Origin of the sequence: Paractinoplanes toevensis (assembly GCF_018332695.1) — a bacterium.
In the GTDB taxonomy this organism is placed as follows: Bacteria; Actinomycetota; Actinomycetes; order Mycobacteriales; family Micromonosporaceae; genus Actinoplanes; species Actinoplanes toevensis.
Genome location: NZ_BOQN01000083.1, coordinates 1 through 17,618 on the forward strand (window position 1 = coordinate 1; position 17,618 = coordinate 17,618).

The following is a 17,618-nucleotide window of genomic DNA, read 5'->3' on the forward strand; positions in this document are numbered from 1 at the left end:
CGGGCCCGCCCGGCGCGGGCGCGCGGAGCGTGCGCACGACGGCGCGGGACTGAGTGGGCGGGACCGTTCGCCGACGCGTACTCATAAAGGTTTTTCAGTCGGCGTCGGGGAGGCCGATGGCGAAGGCGTCCTCGAGGTCGTGCTTGGAGTAGGCGCGGAACGCGATGTGCGACTCGGTGTTGAGGACACCGGCGGTCTTGGAGATCTTGCCGGCGATGACCTCGGCGATGTCGTCGAATTTCGGGACCCGGACGATCGCGATCAGGTCGACGTTGCCGGCCACCGAGTAGACCTCGCTGACGCCGTCGAGGGCCGCGAGCGCCTCGGCGACCTCGGGGATCGAGTCGGTGGCGCAGTCGATGTGCACGATCGCGGTGTTCACCTGGGGGCTCCTCGGCGATGAGAGCGGGACGGGCTGGTGACCATGCTATCGGCCCGGCATCGTCAGACCGCCGGGCCCGCGGATCACGTCGGTCAGCGACTCCGTCCCGGCCACCTCGGCGCCCGCGAGGACGACGCTGCGGGCGACCCGGCCGCGCACATGGGCCCGCGGCCCGATCACGGACTCGTGGACGGCTCCGTCGATGCGTGCCGAGGGGTCGATGAGACTGCCGCCGTTCGCGGCGTGCAGATTGGCTCTCAGGTAGTCGGCCGGAGTGCCGGTGTCGATGTAGAGGCCCTCGTAGGGGATCAGCTCCAGCTCGCCGGCCCGTTCCGCCGGGCGCCAGACCGTGCGGACCAGGCTGCCGTCGCCGGCCGGCAGACCACGGACGTAACGCCACGGGATCAGCGAGAAACCGGCGAAGCGGCGGCCGGAGAAACCGCCGGCCTCGCCGTCGCGGCACGGCTTGGTCAGCATCCGGACGGTGTCGCCGGACCACCGCTCGAGCAGCGCGGCGATGTCCTTGCCGGGCTCCCGGGCCGGGTCGGCGAGATAGGCGTCGGCGTTGCCGACCAGCACGCCGCGGCCGTCGATCCAGGGCTTGAGGCGTTCGACGCCGCCCGAGGTGCCGAGCGGGCCGTCCGGTTCCACCGAGAGGTGGGCCCGGTCGCCGACGTGCCGGACGATCTGGTCGCTCAGGTAGGCGGCGTTGACCGCGACCTCGGTCAGGCCCAGGCCGGCCAGCCGGGCCAGGGCCCGGTCGAGCAGCGGGACGTTGCCCACCGGGCAGAGGGCCTTGGGTATCAGTTCGGTCAGCGGGCGCAGGCGCTGCCCCTCGCCGGCCGCGAGGATGACGCCGCAGATCATGCTCGCGGGCCGATCCCGAACCGGCCGAGCAGCAGGGCGGTGTTGATGGTCAGGTGGGGGAGGTCGTCGACCGGGAACCAGGCCGCCTCCAGCACCTCGGCGCCGTCGACCACCAGGGTCGTCTCGGACGCCGGGACCTCGGCGAAGAAGATCGTGTCGACCACGCCGACGACGTGGACGATCGCGTTCGGATTGCCGGCGGTCAGGTCGTCGGGGTCGACCCGGACGCCGGTCTCCTCGAACAGCTCGCGGGCCGCGCCCACGTGCGGATGCTCGTTTTTCTTCAGCAGGCCGGCCGGCAGACCCCAGCCGTGATGCGAGGGCTGGCGCAGCAGCAGGAGCCGGGCCGCCCCGGTCGCCTCCGAGTCGTGCAGGATGGTCACCGCGCCCACCAGGAACTTCGGCGCGACCATGCGGGCCACCCGGCGGCGCATCGACCCCGGCAAGCGATAGAACGTTGTGTACGCCAAGCCGCGCACTCGCCGAGGGAAACTCACGTAGGCAAGGCTAGCGGTGCCCCGCTGTGAGCTCAGTCGGGGTGGTCGACCAGGGCGATCAGCTGCTCCACGACCGCGTCCGGTTCGAGGTTGCGCTCGCACACCGCGACCAGCATCGTTTCCAGGTCGGGGTAGCCCAGTTCCTCGGCCAGCCGGCGCAGCGGCACCTCGCTGGCCAGGCCGCGGTCGTGCTTGCGCAGGGTCAGCCCGATCGTCGCCCGGCCCAGCTTCACCTTGTCGGCGATGCTCATGCCGGGCTCGTTCTTCTCGTCGAAGTAACGGTTGATCTGCATCTGGGCCTGGCTGGACTTGACGAAGCCGAGCCACTCCCGGCGCGGCCCGCGCGGAGCGTCGGGCTCGACCTCGACGTGGTCATCGGCCTCCGAGAAGATCTCGACCACGTCGCCGTCGCGCAGCGGCGAGCTGAGCGGGGCGAGCCGGCCGTTGATCGTCGCGGCCAGGCACTGGTCGCCGGTGTCGGGACTCAACTCGTAGGCCAGGTCGACCGGGGTCGAGCCGCTGGGCAGCTCGAACGCCTGCCCGTGGGCGAAAACGGTGATCTGGGCCTCGGCCAGGTCGCAGCGCAGCGAGGCGAGGAACTGGGCGGCGTCGGTGGTGTCCTGCTGCCAGTCGAGCACCCGCTTCAGCCAGGACAGCTGGTCGGCGCCGGACGGGTCGGCGGTCTCGGTGCTCTTCGGATAGCGATATGTCGTCGCCACCCCGAACTCGGAGAAGCGGTGCATCTGCTCGGTGCGGATCAGCACCTCGACCAGCCGGCCGTCGGGGCCGGTCACGGTGGTGTGCAGGGACCGGTAGAGGTTGTTCTTCGGCGAGGCGATGAAGTCCTTGAAGCGGCCGGCCACCGGGCGCCACTGGCCGTGGATCGCGCCGAGCGCCGCGTAACAGTCGGTGGGTGGGCCGTCGACGATCACCGCGATGCGGGGCAGATCGAACGGGACGGCGTGGCCGCCCGCGACCGTGTCCTTCCAGATCGAGTAGTAGTGCCGGGGCCGCACCGTGACCTCGGCCGTCACCCGCTGGCGGCGCAGGGCCGAGCGGGCCTTGGCGCTGACCTCGGCGAGGTATTCCTGCCAGCCGGGACGGTTTTGCACGTGGTCGTCGATGCGCGCGTAGGAATCCGGCTCGAGGTGGTAGAGCACCACGTCGTCGAGGTCGCGCTTGAGGGCCTGGATGCCGAGGCGGTCGCAGAGGGGGACCAGCACGTCGAGGGTGGCGGTGGCGATCCGAGCCCGGCTCGCCGGGGACCGGGCGTCCAGGGTGCGCATGTTGTGCAGCCGGTCGGCCAGCTTGATGACCAGGACCCGGACGTCCTTGCCGGCCGCGACGATCATCTTGCGGATGGTCTCGGCCTCGGCCGCCTTGCCGTAGAACGCCTTGTCGAACTTGGTCACACCGTCGACCAGGTGGGTCACCTCGGGGCCGAAGTCGCTGTGCAGCGCCTCGAGGGTGTAGCTGGTGTCCTCCACCGTGTCGTGCAGCAGGGCCGCGACCAGGGTCGTCGTGTCCATGCCGAGCTCGGCGCAGATCTGCGCGACGGCGAGCGGATGCGTGATGTACGGATCGCCGGACTTGCGCATCTGACCGCGGTGCATGTTTTCCGCGATGGCGTAGCTGCGGCGCAGGACACCCGCGTCGGCGGAGGGATGGATGCCGCGGTGGGTCTTGGTGAGCTTGGCGACCGGGTCGTCATCGCCGCCCGGGAAGCTCAGGAACGACCGGAGCCGCTTGCCGAGGGGAATGTCCTTCGAGGCGGGCGCTTGCGTGGGGAGGGCGCGTCCAAGGGCGGCGCCGTGGCCGGCGTCGACGTCCACTGGACACCCCCTCACCGCTCGGTCGCCCGGCACCTCTCGTGCCCCGGGGCGATCCGCCTGGCAAATCGCCGTGAAGCCACCCTAACCGCGCCGGGTGATTCCACTTGCCTTACAGCCTAAGCGAGCGAGCGTCATCCGAACGGTCAGTTACCGATGAGCGAACGGCCGAGTCTTTGCCCGATGCTGCGGCTTCTGCCCGGTTGAGCAGGTGAGTGAAGCGCGCGGCGCCACGAACCGGTGACACCCAGTCGCCGGACGTTTCCACCAAGCGGGTGTCGGGCTTCTCCAACCAGGCCAGGATCCGCTCGGTCTCCTCGGCGGACGCGGCGGGCACCGGACCCGGTCCGGGTAGGACCGTCTCGGCGGTCATCCGGACCGCGTCGAGGGTCGGCCGGGGATGCTCCCGGGGCGGCGAGGTGGCGGCCGCGGCGAGCCGGCCGTGCCGGACCACGACGATCTCCCAGCCGCCGACGCCGTCCCGGCGGGCGGCGACGATCTCGGTCAGCCGGGTGAGCGCGGTCAGCCGCTGCATCCGGACGGTGGCCCGGAGCAGGGCGATCAGCCGGGAGCGCAGGACCGCGGCCTCCTCGTAGCGCCGGCTCTCGCTCATCGCCTCGATCCGGCCCATCAGCGCCGCCACGACGATCTCGGGGTCGCCGTGGATCGCGGTGCGGAACGGCAGCGCGGCGGTCGCGGCGTAGAGCTCGGGGGTGATCCGGTGCTCGCACGGCGCCGGGCAGCGGCCCAGCTCGGCCAGCGCGCAGGCCGGCATCGGGGTGCGCACGCTCAGGGTGTGGCCGCACTGCCGCAGCGGCAGCGCGTCGTAGACACCCGCGGCGGCCAGCTCGGCCGTGCGCCGGGAGGAGAACGGGCCCAGGTAGGCCGCGCCGTCGTCGGTCAGCTTGCGGACCACCGACAGCCGGGGCCAGGCCTCGGTGGTCAGTTTGAGCCAGACCACCCGTTCCGGATATTTCGAGCGGCGGTTGTACGGCGGCGAGTGGGCCGCGATCATCCGCAGCTCGCGCACCTCGGCCTCGAGCGAGTGGGCGCACTCGACCGCCTCGACCCGGCTGGCGGCGCCGAGCATCTCGGAGATGCGGGCCCGTTTCTCGCTGGCGGTGAAATAGCTGCGCACCCGGGTGGCGATGTCTTTCGAGGTGCCGACGTAGAGCGGGCGGTCGTCGGCGGCCCGGAACACGTAGACCCCGGGGGCGTGCGGCAGCCCGTCGGCCAGGTGCCGCTGGCGGCGCTGGGTGGGGGTGACCGCCTTGGCGAACTCGATGGCGTCGCCGAGGGTGTGCACCTTGAAGCTGCCCAGCCGCTCGATCAGGCCGTGCAGCACGTCGACGGTGGCCCGGGCGTCGTCGAGGGCGCGGTGGTTGGGCTGGACCGCCGAGCGGAAGAACTGGGCGAGCGTGGACAGCTTGCGGTTGGGCACCTCGTCGCGGGTCAGGGCGCGGCGGGCCACGGCGGCCGTGTCGAGCACCTTCGGATTGGGCCACGGGTAGCCGTGCCGGGCGCAGGCCGCCTTGAGGAAGCCGACGTCGTAGGGCGCGTTGTGCGCCACCAGCACCGCCCCGCGGAGGAACTCGAGCAGGCTGGGCAGCACCGTCTCGATCGGCGGGGCCGGGGCCAGCATGGCGTCGGTGATGCCGGTCAGGACGGTGATGAACGCCGGGATGCGCTCGCCCGGATTGACCAGGGTCGCGAAGACCCCGAGCTCCTCGCCGCCGCGAACCTTGACCGCACCGATCTCGGTGACGCCGGCGCCGTCGGCCGCGCCGCCGGTCGTCTCCAGGTCGAGCACCACGAAGGTGGTGTCGACCAGGGATAGCGCCGCCGGGTCGGTGAGAAGCGTGTCCAGAGTGCCCTGGACATAAGCGGGTTGTGCCACGGCGGGGAGATTAGAGCGGGGGTACGACAGAAACGTCCGGGCGCCCGGAAAAGATCACTTGCTTCGACAAGCTTTTCTGCTGCCCACGGTGTGAGAATGGGTAGATGTACGAGCCTCCGTTTCCCGGCGACCGCCCTTCGGAAGAGGCGGCTGTCCAGGATGCGGACGTCGAGCTCCCGGAGCCCAGCCTCCCGGAACCGGTCCGGCAGCGGATCATCGCCCTCGCCGCCGCGGCCCTGCCCGGGTTGCCAGGGGAGGAGATCCCGGTGCCGATGCGCCGGGTCGCCCGATTTGCACCGAACCGCCGGGCTCGCCTGGGTGGCCGGGAGATCGCCGCGCAGCTGACCGCCGACCCGCTCTTCCGCCAGCGGATCAGTGGCCGGGTGGTCACCGACACCGGTGACCTGGGCGCCGCGGTCGCCTCCGGCGTGGCGCCGGCCGCCGCCGACCCGGTCGAGGTCGCGGCCCTGGCCTACCTGGTCCGCCCGGACGGCTGGCGGGAGCTGATCGAGGGGGCCGGCGACGCGGTGCGGGCCGCGGCCGACAGCGCGGCCACGGCGAGCCAGATCCGTGACGCCGAGCACCGTGCCGCCCGTGCCGAACACGATCGGGCCGTCGCCAAGGTGGAGGCCGACAAGCTCCGCGACGAGCTGGCCCGGGTCCGCGAGGAACTGGGCCAGATTCGTGAGGAGGCGCGGTCGGCCGCCCGCGCCCTGCGCGAGGCGCAGGCCGCGCAGAAGCGCGCGAGCGACCTGCTGGCGACGGAGAAGGGCCGCGCGTCGCGGATCACCGCCGATCACGATGCCGAGGTACGCCGTCTGCGGACGCGCCTGGCCGAGGCGGAGGCGATGGCCGCCACCGGCAAGCAGGCCGCCAAGGACGCCCGGGCCGCCGACGACGCCCGCCTCTGGCTGCTCATCGAGACGATCGGGCAGGCCGCCTCCGGCCTGCGCCGCGAGCTGGCCCTGGGCCCGTCCGAGAAGATGCCGGCCGACTTCGTGGCCGACACCTCGGCCGAGCGGCCCGGCTCGCCCGAGCGGTCCCGGGCCCGCGCCCAGGACACCGACGACCCCGGCCGCCTCGACCAGCTGCTGGCCCTGCCCCGGGCGCACCTGGTCGTCGACGGGTACAACGTGACCAAACGCGGCTTCGCCGAGATGTCCCTCGAACAGCAGCGCAAACGCCTGATCACCGGGCTGGGCGGCATCGCGGCGCAGACCGGCGACGAGGTCACCGTGGTCTTCGACGGCGCCGAGCGGGTGCACGGGCTGCCGCCCGCGCCCCGGGGCGTCCGGGTGCTGTTCTCCCGCAAGGGCGACACCGCCGACGAACTGATCCGCCAGCTGGTCCGGGCCGAACCGGCCGGGCGCCCGATCGTGGTCATCTCGTCCGACCGTGAGGTCGCCGACGGGGTGCGCCGGCACGGTGCCTACCCGATGGGCGCCGACTCGTTGTTGCGGCGGCTCGCCCGGTCGTAATTTTTTGTCATACCCCTCGCCTAGCGTGACGGTCACCGATGGTGGTCCAGCCACCCGGGTGAGGAGGAGTGATGATCATCGACTGCGGTCGCTGCGCCGGTCGGTCCGGCGAGTGCCGGGGTTGCCTGGTCAGCGCGCTGATCGACACCCCCGACGGCATTGCCGACCTGATGCCCGCCGAGCTGCGGGCGATCGAGGCGTTCGAGTTGGCCGGCTTCGACGTGGAGTTGCTGGAGACGCCGGAGCCACCGGTCGTGGTGCCGATGCTCCCGCGCCGCCGCAACGTTGCGTGATCACTTTTAGACTGTCGCGATGACTCCACGAGCCTGGGCCGCCGGCACCCTCGTCGTGCTGCTCGTGCTGCTCGCGGTCTATGCCGCCGTGAGCATCCCGTGGCACCGGCCGCCCGCGCCGCGGGCCGACCAGCTGGCCGCCCTCGGCCGGCTTCCGGGTGAGCAGGTCGCCCGGGCCCGCGAGTTCCACTCCGCGCTGCGCCCGGGCTCCTACGGCGCGATGGGGATCGGCCTGATCGTCGCGCTGGTGCTCGGGCTGACCCCGGCCGGCGCCTGGCTGGTCGAGCTGGCCGGCCGACCGTTCGGCGGCAACTGGGTGGCCCGCGCCGTCCTCGGCGGCCTGTTCGTCACGCTGGCCGGCGAGGTGGTCACGCTGCCGTTCGCGGCCTGGCGGCACACCGTCGTGGTCCGCTACGGCATTTCCACCCAGGGCTGGGGCGCCTGGAGCGTCGACCTGCTCAAGTCGTGGGCGGTCGGCGCGGTGATCGGGGCGGTGGCGCTGCTCGGCTTCTACACGATCACCCACTTCGCGCCGCGCTGGTGGTGGGCGTTCGGGGCGGTGGGTGCGGCCGGGCTGGTCGTGCTGCTGTCCTTCGTGCTGCCGGTGCTGGTCGAGCCGGTGTTCAACAAGTTCACCCCGATGGCCGACGGCCCGCTCCGCTCGTCACTCATCGAGCTGGCCGATCGCGACGGGGTGCCGGTGCGGGACGTTCTGGTGGCCGACGCGTCCCGGCGTACAAAAGCCGTGAATGCCTACGTGTCGGGTCTCGGCCCGACCCGGCGCATCGTCGTCTATGACACCATGATCACCGAGGCCACCCCCGACGAGGTGGTGTCGGTGGTGGCGCACGAGCTGGGCCACGCCAAGGACGGCGACGTGCTCGTCGGCACCGTCCTCGGCGCGCTCGGCACGGCCGTCGCGGTGATCGCGCTCTACCTGCTCGGCTCCTGGGCCGGCCTGCTGCGGCTGGCCGGGGTCGACTCGATCGGCGAACCGCGAGCCATCGGACTGATGCTGGCCATCGTCTCGGTGGCCGGGCTCCTGGCCGGGCCGGCGCAGGCGTTTCTGTCCCGGCGCATCGAGGCCCGCGCCGACGAGCACGCCCTGGTGCTGACCGGCGACCCGGCCACATTCGAGGCCATGCAGCGCCGGCTCGGCACCGTCAACCTGTCCGACCCCGACCCGCCCACCTGGGAATACCTGATCTCCGCCTCGCACCCGTCCACGGTGGAACGGATGGCCGCGGCCCGCGCCTACGCCCGGGGTGAGCGCTGATGGCCCGCACCCTGCTGATCACCAACGACTTCCCGCCCCGCCCCGGCGGCATCCAGCAGTTCGTGCACAACCTGGCCGTCCGCCAGCCGCCCGGGTCGGTGGTGGTCTACGCCTCGACCTGGAAGGGCGCCGAGAAATTCGACGCCGAGCAGCCGTTCGAGGTGGTGCGCGAGCAGACCGGCGTGCTGCTGCCCACCCCCGCGGTGGCACGGCGGGCCGCCGAGCTGGCCCGCGCGCACGACTGCGACCGGGTGCTGTTCGGCGCGGCGGCCCCGCTCGGCCTGCTCGCCGACGGCCTGCGCCGCAACGCCGGTGTCACCCGCGCGGTCGCCATCACCCACGGCCACGAGATCGGCTGGGCGGCCCTGCCCGGCGCCCGCCAGTTGCTGCGCCGCATCGCCCGGGGCAACGACGTGATCACCTACCTCGGCGACTATCAGCGAGTCCGGCTCGACCGCGCCCTGCACGGCCTGACCCACCTCGAACGCCTGGCCCCCGGCGTCGACATCGAGGCGTTCCATCCCGGGGTCGACGGCTCGGCGGTGCGCGCGCGTTACGGCCTCACCGGCCGGCCGGTGATCGTGTGCGTCTCCCGGCTGGTCCCGCGCAAGGGTCAGGACATGCTGATCCGCGCCCTGCCGGCCATCCGCCGCCGGGTCCCCGGTGCCGCGTTACTACTGGTCAGCGGCGGCCCCTACCGCCCCAAACTGGAACGCCTGGCCCGCGAGCAGGGCGTCGAGTCCGACGTGATCTTCACCCGTTCGGTCCGGTGGGCCGAGCTGCCGGAGCACTACGCGGCCGGCGACGTCTACGCCATGCCCTGCCGCACCCGGGCCGCCGGCCTGGACGTCGAAGGCCTGGGCATCGTCTACCTGGAGGCGTCGGCCACCGGCCTCCCGGTGGTCGGCGGCGACTCGGGCGGCGCCCCCGACGCGGTCCGCGAGGGCGAGACGGGCTACGTGGTCGGCGGCCACGACCTGCCGACCCTGACGTCCCGGCTGGTCGACCTCCTGTCCGACCCCGCTCGGGCCCGGGCGATGGGGGAGGCCGGCCGCGCATGGGTCGAGCAGGAGTGGCGCTGGGAGACCCAGGCCGCCCGCCTGACCCACCTCCTCGACGCGGGCTGACCCACCTCCTCGACGCGGACTGACCCACCTCCTCGACGCGGACTGGCCCGCCGCCTGGCTGGGCCGCCGCCTGGCTGGCCCGCCGCCCGGCTGCGGCGCGGCCTGGGTCGGACCGGGGCGTCGCACTCGTCGGCGTGAATGAATTCGGCTGCGTCCGGAACCCGATGGACGGGGGCGTGACCCCGGCGTAGGAAGGGGTTTGGAGCTTCCGGTGCGCGGCGTTGCGCGCTGCCCGTGCGTCGCGCGCGCCCGAGCGCGGACGCGGAGCTCGCGCTGAGGGACCCCCGAGACGGAGCCTCCGATGTCGGACGCCTTCTCCGAAACCGACCTCGCCGCCGAAACCGACCTTCGCGCTGGGACCAGCCCTCCAGCCGGGGTGAGCCCTTCAGCCGGGGTGAGCCCTTCAGCCGGGGTGAGCCCTTCAGCCAGGGTGAGCCCTTCAGCCAGGGCGAGCCTTCCCGCCGAAACCAACCTTCCGGCGGGGACCAGCCCTCCGGCGGGGACCAGCCCTCCGGCGGGGACCAGCCCTCCGGCGGGGACCAGCCCTCCGGCGGGGGCGAGCCTTCCCGCGGAGCCCGGCGGCGCTGGGGAGCCCGGCGGCGCTGGGGAACCCGGTCGCGCTGGGGAGCCCGGCCGCTCGGCCGACTCCGGACGGGCTACCGCGCGGGCCGATGTCGAGCGGGAGCTCGATGACGGCGAACTTGAGCTTCCCTATTGGCTGACCAGCACGGAAGAGGCGGCCAACACCTCCTTTATGCGGATGCTGCGGCGGCTGCCGAAACTGCTGCGGGACGCCTGGGTGATCGCCTGGCAGGCCGATCGGCGGACCACGATCGCGGTCGCCGCGTTGCAGGTCGCGGCGGGGGCGGCCAGTGCGGTCGGGCTGATCAGTGTGGTCGGGGTGTTCGACGGGCTGCTGCAGGCCGGGCCGACACCCGAGCGCGTGCGGGCCGCCGTACCCTCGCTGTTGCTGTTGATCGGTGCCCTGACCGTGCGGGGCGCGCTCACCGCGGCCGCCTCGGCGGCCAACGGCCGGCTGTCGCCCAAGGTCTACCAGGCCGCTGAGATGCGGCTGTTGAACCTCACCACCCGGGTCGACCTGGCCACCTTCGACGATCCGGACTGGCGGGACGCCATGGAGCGGGCCCGCGACCGGGGCATCTCGGCGGCCGAGCAGCTCGTCGACCGGGCCATCGAGCTCGCCACCAACCTGATCGGGCTGGCCGCGGCAGCGGGAGTGTTGGCCGTGCTGCACCCGGTGCTGCTGCCGTTGCTGGTGTTGTCGGTGGTGCCGGTGGCGTGGGCGGCGGTCCGGTCGGCGCGGCTCGGGCACCGGCGGGTGTTGCGGCTCATCGCGGTCTGGCGGCGGCAGCGGATGCTGGCCGAGCTGCTCGCCGCGCGGGAGCCGGCGCCCGAACTGCGGGCCTTCACGCTGCGGGAGTTCCTGCTCGACGAGGTGCGCCGGCTGCTCGCCATCTCCACCAACGAGGAGATCCGGGTGGCCGGGCGGATGGTGCGCACCACCCTGGTCGGCACGGTGCTGAGCGCGGTCGCCACCGGTGTCACCTACGGGGTGCTGCTGTGGCTGCTCTGGACGGGACGGATGGAACTCGCCGCGGGCGGTGCCGCGGCGTACGCGATCAATATGGGTATCGGGAAGCTGCGGGAGCTGGCCTTTACCGCCAACCGGGTGTTCGAGCAGGGTTTGTATTTCAACGACTTCCAGGGCTTCTGCGAGCTGTCCCGGCTGCGGGCAGAACCGTCGCCGGGCGGTGTGGCGCCGGACGGCTTCCGGGAGATCCAGCTCGACCGGGTCACCTTCCGTTATCCGGACGCCGACCGCCCGGCCGTCCGCGAGGTGAGCCTGACCCTTCGCCGCGGCGAGATCATCGCCCTGGTCGGGGAGAACGGTTCCGGCAAGTCGACCCTGGCCGCACTGCTCGCCGGCCTGTACCGCCCGCAGCACGGCACCGTCACCTGGGACGGTCAGGACGCGGCCGGCCTCGATCCGGACACGGTGCGGGAACGCGTCGCCGTGGTGATGCAGGAACCGACCCGCTGGCCGCTCTCGGCCCGCGCCAACATCACCATCGGCCGTCACGACCGGGTCGTGGAGACCGCGCTCGTGCACGCGGCGGCCCGGGCCGGCGACGCCCACGAGTTCGTGATGGAGCTGACCCGGCAGTACGAGACGCTGCTGTCCCGGCACTTCACGGACGGCGCCGACCTCTCCGGCGGGCAGTGGCAGCGGCTGGCGGTGAGCCGGGCCTTCTACCGGGACGCGCCGCTGCTGATCTGCGACGAGCCCACCGCGAATCTCGACGCCCGGGCCGAGCACGACGTCTACCAGCGGCTTCGGGAGCTGGCGTCGGGCCGGACGGTCGTGTTGATCACGCATCGGATGGCGAGTGTGCGGGAGGCCGACCGGATCTACGTGCTCGACCACGGCGCGGTAGTCGAGCAGGGTGATCACGAGGAGCTGATGGCGGCGAAGGGTATCTACGCGCAGCTGTTTACGCTGCAGGCCAGCGCCTATCAGTCGGCGTGAGTGGGATCGCAGCGACGATCGCAACCTGGGCGTGCCACAGTTGGCCCATGGACGTGCTGGGTATCGGCGTCATCGTCGCCGTGCTGGTGGTCGCCACGACGATCGGACTGTGGCGCCGGCGGACCGACGGCATGATCCGCGACGAGGCCGCCGACAAGCGGAAACGCGCCGGCCTTCTGGCGGCGGCCGGCCTCGAGGTCGTCGAGTTGCCGGACCGTAAGTCGCCGTCGGCCAACGCCGCGACGGCCGCGAAGGCCGCCTCCGGGGCGGCCGCGGCCGCGTTCCACGGCGGCGTAGGGGTGGGCGGCGCCGCCTCGAAAACGGCCGACGGGCGCCCGGGCGTGGTCCCGGATGCACGGGAGGAGCCGGGCGTCGTCGAGGAGAACTCGCCGGACGCGAGCACGGTGGGGGAGAGCCTCGATCAGGGTCTGCTCGACCGGCTCGGGGTCGGGCCGGCACCGGTGACGCTGTTGCAGTTCTCGTCGGCGTTCTGTGCGCCGTGCCGGGCGGTGCGGCGGGTCAGCACCGAGGTGGCCGCGCTGCTGCCGGGCGTCCAGCACGTGGAGGTCGACGCCGAGAGCCACCTGGCCGAGGTGCGCGAGTTGAACATCTGGCGCACCCCGACCCTGCTGATCGTGGACGCCGGCGGTCACGTGGTGAAGCGGGCCACCGGCGTCCCGAGCAAGCCCCAGCTGATCGCCGCCGTGGCGGACCTCCTTCCCGAGGCTTGACGCCGGACACCGGGCTCTGGGCTCGGCGAGGTCAGTCAGCCGGTGGTGGCCTCGGCCAGCTCGGGCGGGGTGGTCGGGGGCGCGGTCGCCTGCGTCGCGCGGGTCAGGTCGCGCACGCCGGGGATCAGCAGCTGGGAGACGCCGGCCAGGAACAGCACGCCGGCGCAGACGGTCAGGACCGGGCTGGTGCCGAACCGCGCCGACAGTGGGCCGGCCAGCGCGTTCCCGACCGGCATGGCCAGGTAGGAGGCCAGGTAGTCCCAGGAGGCGACCCGGCCCAGGGACGACTGCGGGATCCGGTCCTGCAGGGCGGTCTCCCAGGCCACGTCGAAGAAGATCAGGCCGGCCCAGCCGATCACCGCGCCGATCAGCACCGCGATGAGCTCGGCGGGCCACACGTACGCCAGCGCCCAGAGCGGCATCAGCAGGAGCGTGAGCCAGCCCGCCCGGAGCAACCGCCGGGGTTTGAAGCGCAGCGCGACCGCCGCGCCGATCAGGCCGCCGAGGCCCTCGGCCGCGGCGATGAAGCCGGCCGCGGAGGCGCCGCCGAGCCGCTCGATCGCGACGACCTGCACCAGCACCAGGATCACACCGTTGGCGACGTGGTAGAGCGTGGCCCCGAGCAGGCCGCCGAGCAGCCAGTCCCGGCTGCTGATCTCGCGCCAGCCGGCGCCCAGCTCGCTGAGCATCGACGTCCTCGGCCCCCGCGTGGTGCGGACGCGCAGCAGCAGGCAGGCGGCCATCGAGGCGAGGAAGCTGGCCGCGTTGACCCCGAAGCCGGCGGGTGCGCCGAACGCCGCCACGGTGAGGCCGCCCAGCGCCGGGCCGACCACCGAGCTGCCGGTCTGCAGCATGCTGAGCGTCGCGTTCGCCGACTGCCGGCGGTCGGCCGGGATGATCAGCGGGCGCAGGGCGGCCATCGCCGGGTTGAAGAAGCTGCCGGCCGCGGAGGAGACGGCGGCCAGGGTGCACAGCAGGGCAAGGTGGTAGCCGCCGGCGGCGAACATGACGGCCATCGCGGCCGCGGCCAGCAGCCGGATCAGGTCGGAGAAGACCATCAGCCGCTGCGGCTGGAGCCGGTCGGCCCAGACGCCGCCGAACAGCGAGCTGATCAGCGTGAACGTGACCGAGCAGGCCATCACGAGGCCGAGGTCGCGGGCGCCGCCGCCGGTCGACACGACGGCCACGGCCAGGGCGACGGTCTGGAAGCCGTTGCCGATCCAGGACAGGGTCTGGCCCGCGGCGAGCAGGCGGAAGTCGGTGAACACGTTCGAGACAGTAGTTCGACGTCGAACTATTAGCAATCGAATTACACTGAGATCCGTGACGGATGAGAGAGACGGCGTGGATCTGCACGTCGCCCGCTGGGCGGCGTTCTGGAAGGACGATCCCCGGTTCGAGCCCGAGATCGAGGGCGCCCTGGTGCGGATGAACGACATCCACAAGTGGGCCCGTCGGGCCGACGCCGCCGCGTTCGCCGGCAACGAGGCCTTCACCATGGAGGACTACAAGACGCTGCACGCGCTGATGGTGCAGCCGCACCCGATGGAGGCCACCCCGGCGCAACTGGCCGACGCCACCCACGTGACCAGGGCCGCGATGACCAGCCGGCTTGACCGGCTGGAGTCGGCCGGCCTGGTCACCCGCCAGGTCGACCCGGCCGATCGGCGGCGGGTGATCGTCCGGCCGACGGCGACCGGGCGCGCCGAGTGGAACAAGCACATCTTCGAGGGGATGGCCCGTGACCGGCAGATGCTGAGCGCCCTGTCGCCGGACGAGTTGGTGCAGCTCAACGCCCTGCTGCGAAAGGTAACCAAATCTATCGAGTAGGTAGTGATCAGGCTCACGGCGCGCTCACCAGGAAAAACAGCGAGGCTTCGAGACATGGAACTCGACCCCCGCGGGCAGCGCTTCGCCGCGGCATTGACCAGCGCCGTCATCATCCTGGTGCTGGCGACCGGCTCGGGCTGGCTCGCGCTGGCCCAGGCCGTCGTCTTCGCGATCACGGCCCTCGATCCACGCAAGGGTCCGTACTCGTACGTCTATCGTGCCCTGATCCTGCCGCGCCTCGGCCCGCCGACCGAGCGGGAGCCCGTCGCTCCCGTCCGGTTTGCCCAGACTGTCGGTCTTGCCTTTCTGGGCCTGAGCGCGGTCGGCTATCTCACCGGGCTGACCACGCTGGGCGTGGTGGCGGCCGCGTTCGGCCTGCTCGCGGCATTCCTGAACGCGGCCTTCGGACTCTGTCTGGGCTGCGAGGCCTACTTGTTGATCAAGCGGGCTTCGGTCCGGGCCTAGAACTTCGGCGCGTCGGGGGCCTCGAGCAGGCCGAGTCGCAGCGCGGTCATCAGGGCCTGGGCCCGGTTGGCCGCGCCGAGCTTCTCGTAGAGCTTCGAGATGTGCGTCTTGGCGGTCGACTCCGAGACGAACAGCTGCTTGGCGATGCCGGCCACGCTCATGCCGTCGGCCAGCAGGCGAAGCACCTGACCCTCGCGGGGGGAGAGCTGCGGGCCGGACGGGGCGAGCCGGCGCTTCATGGCCTCGGCGAGGTCGGCGGCGGTGAACGCGCTCGGCGCCGAGGCGGCGTGCCGGGCCGCGGCCACGACCTCGTCGGCCGGGGCGGTCTTCGGCACGAACGCGCTGGCGCCGGCCTCGAGCGCACCGAACAGCTGGTCGTCGCCCGCATACATCGTCAGCACGACGATGCCCATGTTGGCATTGTTCTTTCGCAGGGCCTTGGTGGCCTCGAGACCGCTGCCGTCGGGCAGGCGCAGGTCCATGATCACGACGTCCGGCTGCAGGGCGCCGGCCTGGCGCACCGCCTCGGCGGCCGTGGCGGCCTCACCGACGACCTCGAACTGGCGGTCGCGCTCGAATGCGTGTCGCAGCCCCTTACGAATCAGGTCGTGATCGTCGACAAGGAGGACCTTGGTGCGCGTGGTCGGCGCAGGACTGGTCGACATGCTCGGGTTACTCCCCTTCTGGAGCGGAAACGCTATCCCGCACGCTATCGCGCCTCCCCGACGATCCGAGCACTACGGCCACGGTTGTCCCGCTGGGGTGTCGCGGCGTGATTTTCAATCGGCCCCGGATTCGTTCCGCCCGCTCGGCCATGATGGTCAGACCGTAACGACCGTCCGGGCGGTCGTCGGCGAAGCCTTTGCCGTCGTCGGAGACCTCGATCTCCGCGTACGGCGGGTCCACCGTACAGGTAACCCACAGATTAGAGGCTCCCGCGTGTTTGCGCGCGTTGGTGATCGCCTCCTGGGCGATCCGCAGCAACTCCGCCTCGGTCGCGGCGGGCAGGCGCGCGGTCGACTCGTCGAAGGTGAAGTGCACGCGCAGACCGGCCGAGGTGCCCAGAGTCCGTGCGTACTCCGCGATCGCGGCGGCCAGGCCGCCGTTGCGGTCCACCTCGGAACGCAGCTCGAACAGGCTCAGTCGCAGCTCGGTGATGACCCGGGTGACCTCGTTGCGCAGCGACCGCAGTTCCTCGGCGGTCTCCTCGGCGCCCTCGGGCAGGGTGGCCTGGGCGTTGTCGATGCCGTAGCCGACCATCACGAGTTCCTGCGCGACGCCGTCGTGGATCTCCCGGGCGAGCCGCTGACGCTCCTCATTGGTGGCCAGCGAGCGCACGTCGTCGAAGAGCAGGGCGGCCTCGAGCCGGATCGCGGCCGGCTCGGTCACCCCGGTGACCTCGAAGACGACCGACGACGGGTACGCACTGCTCACGTCGGCCTCGAGGATCACCAGGCCGATCGTGCGGACCCCGGCGACCAGCGGGACCACCAGCGAGGAGACCTCGCCGCGGCGGTGCGAGCGGGCCTGCGAGCGGCTGGCGGTCTGCGGCTGCTGGGTGGCCCAGGCGTCGGCGATGGCCGAGTCGGCGTCGAGCGTCGTCTCCCAGTCGACCCGCTCGGCGCCGGTCTGGGCGAGCACCACGAGCCGGCCGCCGCCGCTGGTGGACAGCACCGCGGCGCGGTCACCCGGGGCGACCAGGCGCAGCTCCTCGAGCAGGTGCTCGGAGATGCCGCCCGGGTCCAGAGTGGCGCCCGGCAGCGAGCGGGCCACGCTCCGCAGCTGGGTGAGCAGGCGGGTGGCCTCAGCGTACGGCTGGGGGGTGGGCTCGGCGGGTTGCATCAGTTGCCGCATTGTATCGGCCGCGAACGTCACGATCGCCCCGAGAACCAGCCACTGTCCCCCCGCCGCGAGGAAACCGGGCTGGGTGATCGGGCTGTCGTCGCCGGTCAGCGTGCCCCCGGCGACCAGCGCCACGGCGGCCACCCCGAGCAGCGCCGCGCCCTCGGTCGGGCGGCGGCGCAGGGCCGCGGTGAGCAGCGGGACGGCGAGGTAGGGCAACACGGCCTCGGCACCGAAGCCGGCGTCCACAGTGCCGGTCGCGTCGGCGGCCGCGGCGATCGAGCCGGCCGCGAGCCCGGTGACGGCGACCTCGGCGAACCGGCCCAGCGGCCCGAAGACGCGGTGGTCGGGAGCGAGGAACGCGGGCAGGGCGGCGACCACCAGCAGGGCGATCCAGCGCAGCTGCGCGGGCTCCCGGGTGGCGATCAGGGTCAATGCCGCGACCAGCGCGAGCATGACGATGCGAGCGGCCACCGCGAGCGGCTGGACGCGCGCGGAAACATTGGCTAGCACCGGCACCTGACGGATGGTAGTCGTACCGGGCCGGAACGGCTCG

Annotated in this window: 16 protein-coding genes; 8 read left to right on the plus strand and 8 right to left on the minus strand. The window is 72.4% G+C overall.

Annotation, left to right across the window (positions count from 1 at the left end; translation table 11 throughout):
• Window positions 1-94 precede the first annotated feature (94 nt).
• From Ato02nite_RS31170 to Ato02nite_RS31190, 5 genes are all read right to left on the minus strand, one after another.
• Window positions 95-382, minus strand: coding sequence for an Lrp/AsnC family transcriptional regulator (locus Ato02nite_RS31170; protein WP_213010242.1), 288 nt, complete (start codon window positions 380-382; stop codon window positions 95-97).
• Window positions 383-427: 45 nt separating this feature from the next.
• On the minus strand, window positions 428-1,249 hold the full coding sequence (locus tag Ato02nite_RS31175) for a nucleotidyltransferase family protein (protein WP_213010243.1): 822 nt from the start codon (window positions 1,247-1,249) through the stop codon (window positions 428-430).
• A complete protein-coding gene (locus tag Ato02nite_RS31180) occupies window positions 1,246-1,683 on the minus strand; it encodes an NUDIX domain-containing protein (protein WP_213010338.1) in 438 nt (145 codons plus the stop codon). Before Ato02nite_RS31180 ends, Ato02nite_RS31175 begins: the two co-directional genes overlap by 4 nt.
• A 95-nt stretch (window positions 1,684-1,778) precedes the next feature.
• Window positions 1,779-3,578: a RelA/SpoT family protein gene (locus Ato02nite_RS31185; RefSeq protein ID WP_213010244.1), complete on the minus strand. Its 1,800-nt coding sequence runs from the start codon at window positions 3,576-3,578 to the stop codon at window positions 1,779-1,781.
• Window positions 3,579-3,687: 109 nt separating this feature from the next.
• On the minus strand, window positions 3,688-5,472 hold the full coding sequence (locus Ato02nite_RS31190) for a DEDD exonuclease domain-containing protein (RefSeq protein WP_213010245.1): 1,785 nt from the start codon (window positions 5,470-5,472) through the stop codon (window positions 3,688-3,690).
• Window positions 5,473-5,576: 104 nt separating this feature from the next.
• On the opposite strand from Ato02nite_RS31190, the gene Ato02nite_RS31195 reads away from it, so the two are divergent.
• The 6 genes from Ato02nite_RS31195 to Ato02nite_RS31220 all read left to right on the plus strand — a co-directional run bounded on the left by Ato02nite_RS31195 (window position 5,577) and on the right by Ato02nite_RS31220 (window position 12,925).
• Entirely contained in the window at window positions 5,577-6,950 is a 1,374-nt protein-coding gene (locus Ato02nite_RS31195) for an NYN domain-containing protein (protein ID WP_213010246.1), read from the plus strand.
• Window positions 6,951-7,021: 71 nt separating this feature from the next.
• A complete protein-coding gene (locus Ato02nite_RS31200) occupies window positions 7,022-7,243 on the plus strand; it encodes a hypothetical protein (protein WP_213010247.1) in 222 nt (73 codons plus the stop codon).
• A 19-nt stretch (window positions 7,244-7,262) separates the two neighbouring features.
• Window positions 7,263-8,519, plus strand: a complete 1,257-nt coding sequence (locus Ato02nite_RS31205; RefSeq protein ID WP_213010248.1) for a M48 family metallopeptidase — start codon at window positions 7,263-7,265, stop codon at window positions 8,517-8,519.
• Window positions 8,519-9,646 (plus strand): glycosyltransferase family 4 protein, encoded by a 1,128-nt coding sequence (locus Ato02nite_RS31210; protein ID WP_213010249.1) that lies wholly within the window; start codon window positions 8,519-8,521, stop codon window positions 9,644-9,646. Before Ato02nite_RS31205 ends, Ato02nite_RS31210 begins: the two co-directional genes overlap by 1 nt.
• Window positions 9,647-10,400: 754 nt before the next feature.
• Window positions 10,401-12,194: an ABC transporter ATP-binding protein gene (locus tag Ato02nite_RS31215; RefSeq protein WP_246607625.1), complete on the plus strand. Its 1,794-nt coding sequence runs from the start codon at window positions 10,401-10,403 to the stop codon at window positions 12,192-12,194.
• A gap of 47 nt (window positions 12,195-12,241) precedes the next feature.
• Complete coding sequence (locus Ato02nite_RS31220; RefSeq protein WP_246607627.1) at window positions 12,242-12,925, plus strand: TlpA family protein disulfide reductase; 684 nt, start codon at window positions 12,242-12,244, stop codon at window positions 12,923-12,925.
• Window positions 12,926-12,960: 35 nt separating this feature from the next.
• On the opposite strand, the gene Ato02nite_RS31225 is transcribed toward Ato02nite_RS31220, so the two are convergent.
• Complete coding sequence (locus Ato02nite_RS31225) at window positions 12,961-14,193, minus strand: MFS transporter (protein ID WP_213010250.1); 1,233 nt, start codon at window positions 14,191-14,193, stop codon at window positions 12,961-12,963.
• Window positions 14,194-14,248: 55 nt separating this feature from the next.
• Between Ato02nite_RS31225 and Ato02nite_RS31230 the strand changes: the two genes are divergently transcribed.
• Window positions 14,249-14,755, plus strand: a complete 507-nt coding sequence (locus tag Ato02nite_RS31230) for a MarR family winged helix-turn-helix transcriptional regulator (protein ID WP_213010251.1) — start codon at window positions 14,249-14,251, stop codon at window positions 14,753-14,755.
• A 54-nt stretch (window positions 14,756-14,809) separates the two neighbouring features.
• A complete protein-coding gene (locus tag Ato02nite_RS31235; RefSeq protein WP_213010252.1) occupies window positions 14,810-15,220 on the plus strand; it encodes a DUF4395 domain-containing protein in 411 nt (136 codons plus the stop codon).
• On the opposite strand, the gene Ato02nite_RS31240 is transcribed toward Ato02nite_RS31235, so the two are convergent.
• Together Ato02nite_RS31240 and Ato02nite_RS31245 are read right to left on the minus strand one after the other, a co-directional pair.
• On the minus strand, window positions 15,217-15,885 hold the full coding sequence (locus Ato02nite_RS31240) for a response regulator transcription factor (RefSeq protein ID WP_020512124.1): 669 nt from the start codon (window positions 15,883-15,885) through the stop codon (window positions 15,217-15,219). The genes Ato02nite_RS31235 and Ato02nite_RS31240 overlap by 4 nt on opposite strands.
• Window positions 15,886-15,892: 7 nt before the next feature.
• Window positions 15,893-17,581: a GAF domain-containing sensor histidine kinase gene (locus Ato02nite_RS31245; protein ID WP_213010253.1), complete on the minus strand. Its 1,689-nt coding sequence runs from the start codon at window positions 17,579-17,581 to the stop codon at window positions 15,893-15,895.
• Window positions 17,582-17,618: the final 37 nt, after the last annotated feature.

Bases quoted from the DNA above. Each gene is read 5' to 3' on its own strand.
- Ato02nite_RS31215 (WP_246607625.1), top strand. From the start codon at position 10,401: ATGCGGATGCTGCGGCGGCTGCCGAAACTGCTGCGGGACGCCTGGGTG.
- Ato02nite_RS31195 (WP_213010246.1), top strand. From the start codon at position 5,577: ATGTACGAGCCTCCGTTTCCCGGCGACCGCCCTTCGGAAGAGGCGGCT.
- Ato02nite_RS31175 (WP_213010243.1), bottom strand. From the start codon at position 1,249: ATGATCTGCGGCGTCATCCTCGCGGCCGGCGAGGGGCAGCGCCTGCGC.
- Ato02nite_RS31200 (WP_213010247.1), top strand. From the start codon at position 7,022: ATGATCATCGACTGCGGTCGCTGCGCCGGTCGGTCCGGCGAGTGCCGG.
- Ato02nite_RS31205 (WP_213010248.1), top strand. From the start codon at position 7,263: ATGACTCCACGAGCCTGGGCCGCCGGCACCCTCGTCGTGCTGCTCGTG.
- Ato02nite_RS31235 (WP_213010252.1), top strand. From the start codon at position 14,810: ATGGAACTCGACCCCCGCGGGCAGCGCTTCGCCGCGGCATTGACCAGC.
- Ato02nite_RS31220 (WP_246607627.1), top strand. From the start codon at position 12,242: ATGGACGTGCTGGGTATCGGCGTCATCGTCGCCGTGCTGGTGGTCGCC.
- Ato02nite_RS31240 (WP_020512124.1), bottom strand. From the start codon at position 15,885: ATGTCGACCAGTCCTGCGCCGACCACGCGCACCAAGGTCCTCCTTGTC.
- Ato02nite_RS31210 (WP_213010249.1), top strand. From the start codon at position 8,519: ATGGCCCGCACCCTGCTGATCACCAACGACTTCCCGCCCCGCCCCGGC.
- Ato02nite_RS31180 (WP_213010338.1), bottom strand. From the start codon at position 1,683: ATGCGCCGCCGGGTGGCCCGCATGGTCGCGCCGAAGTTCCTGGTGGGC.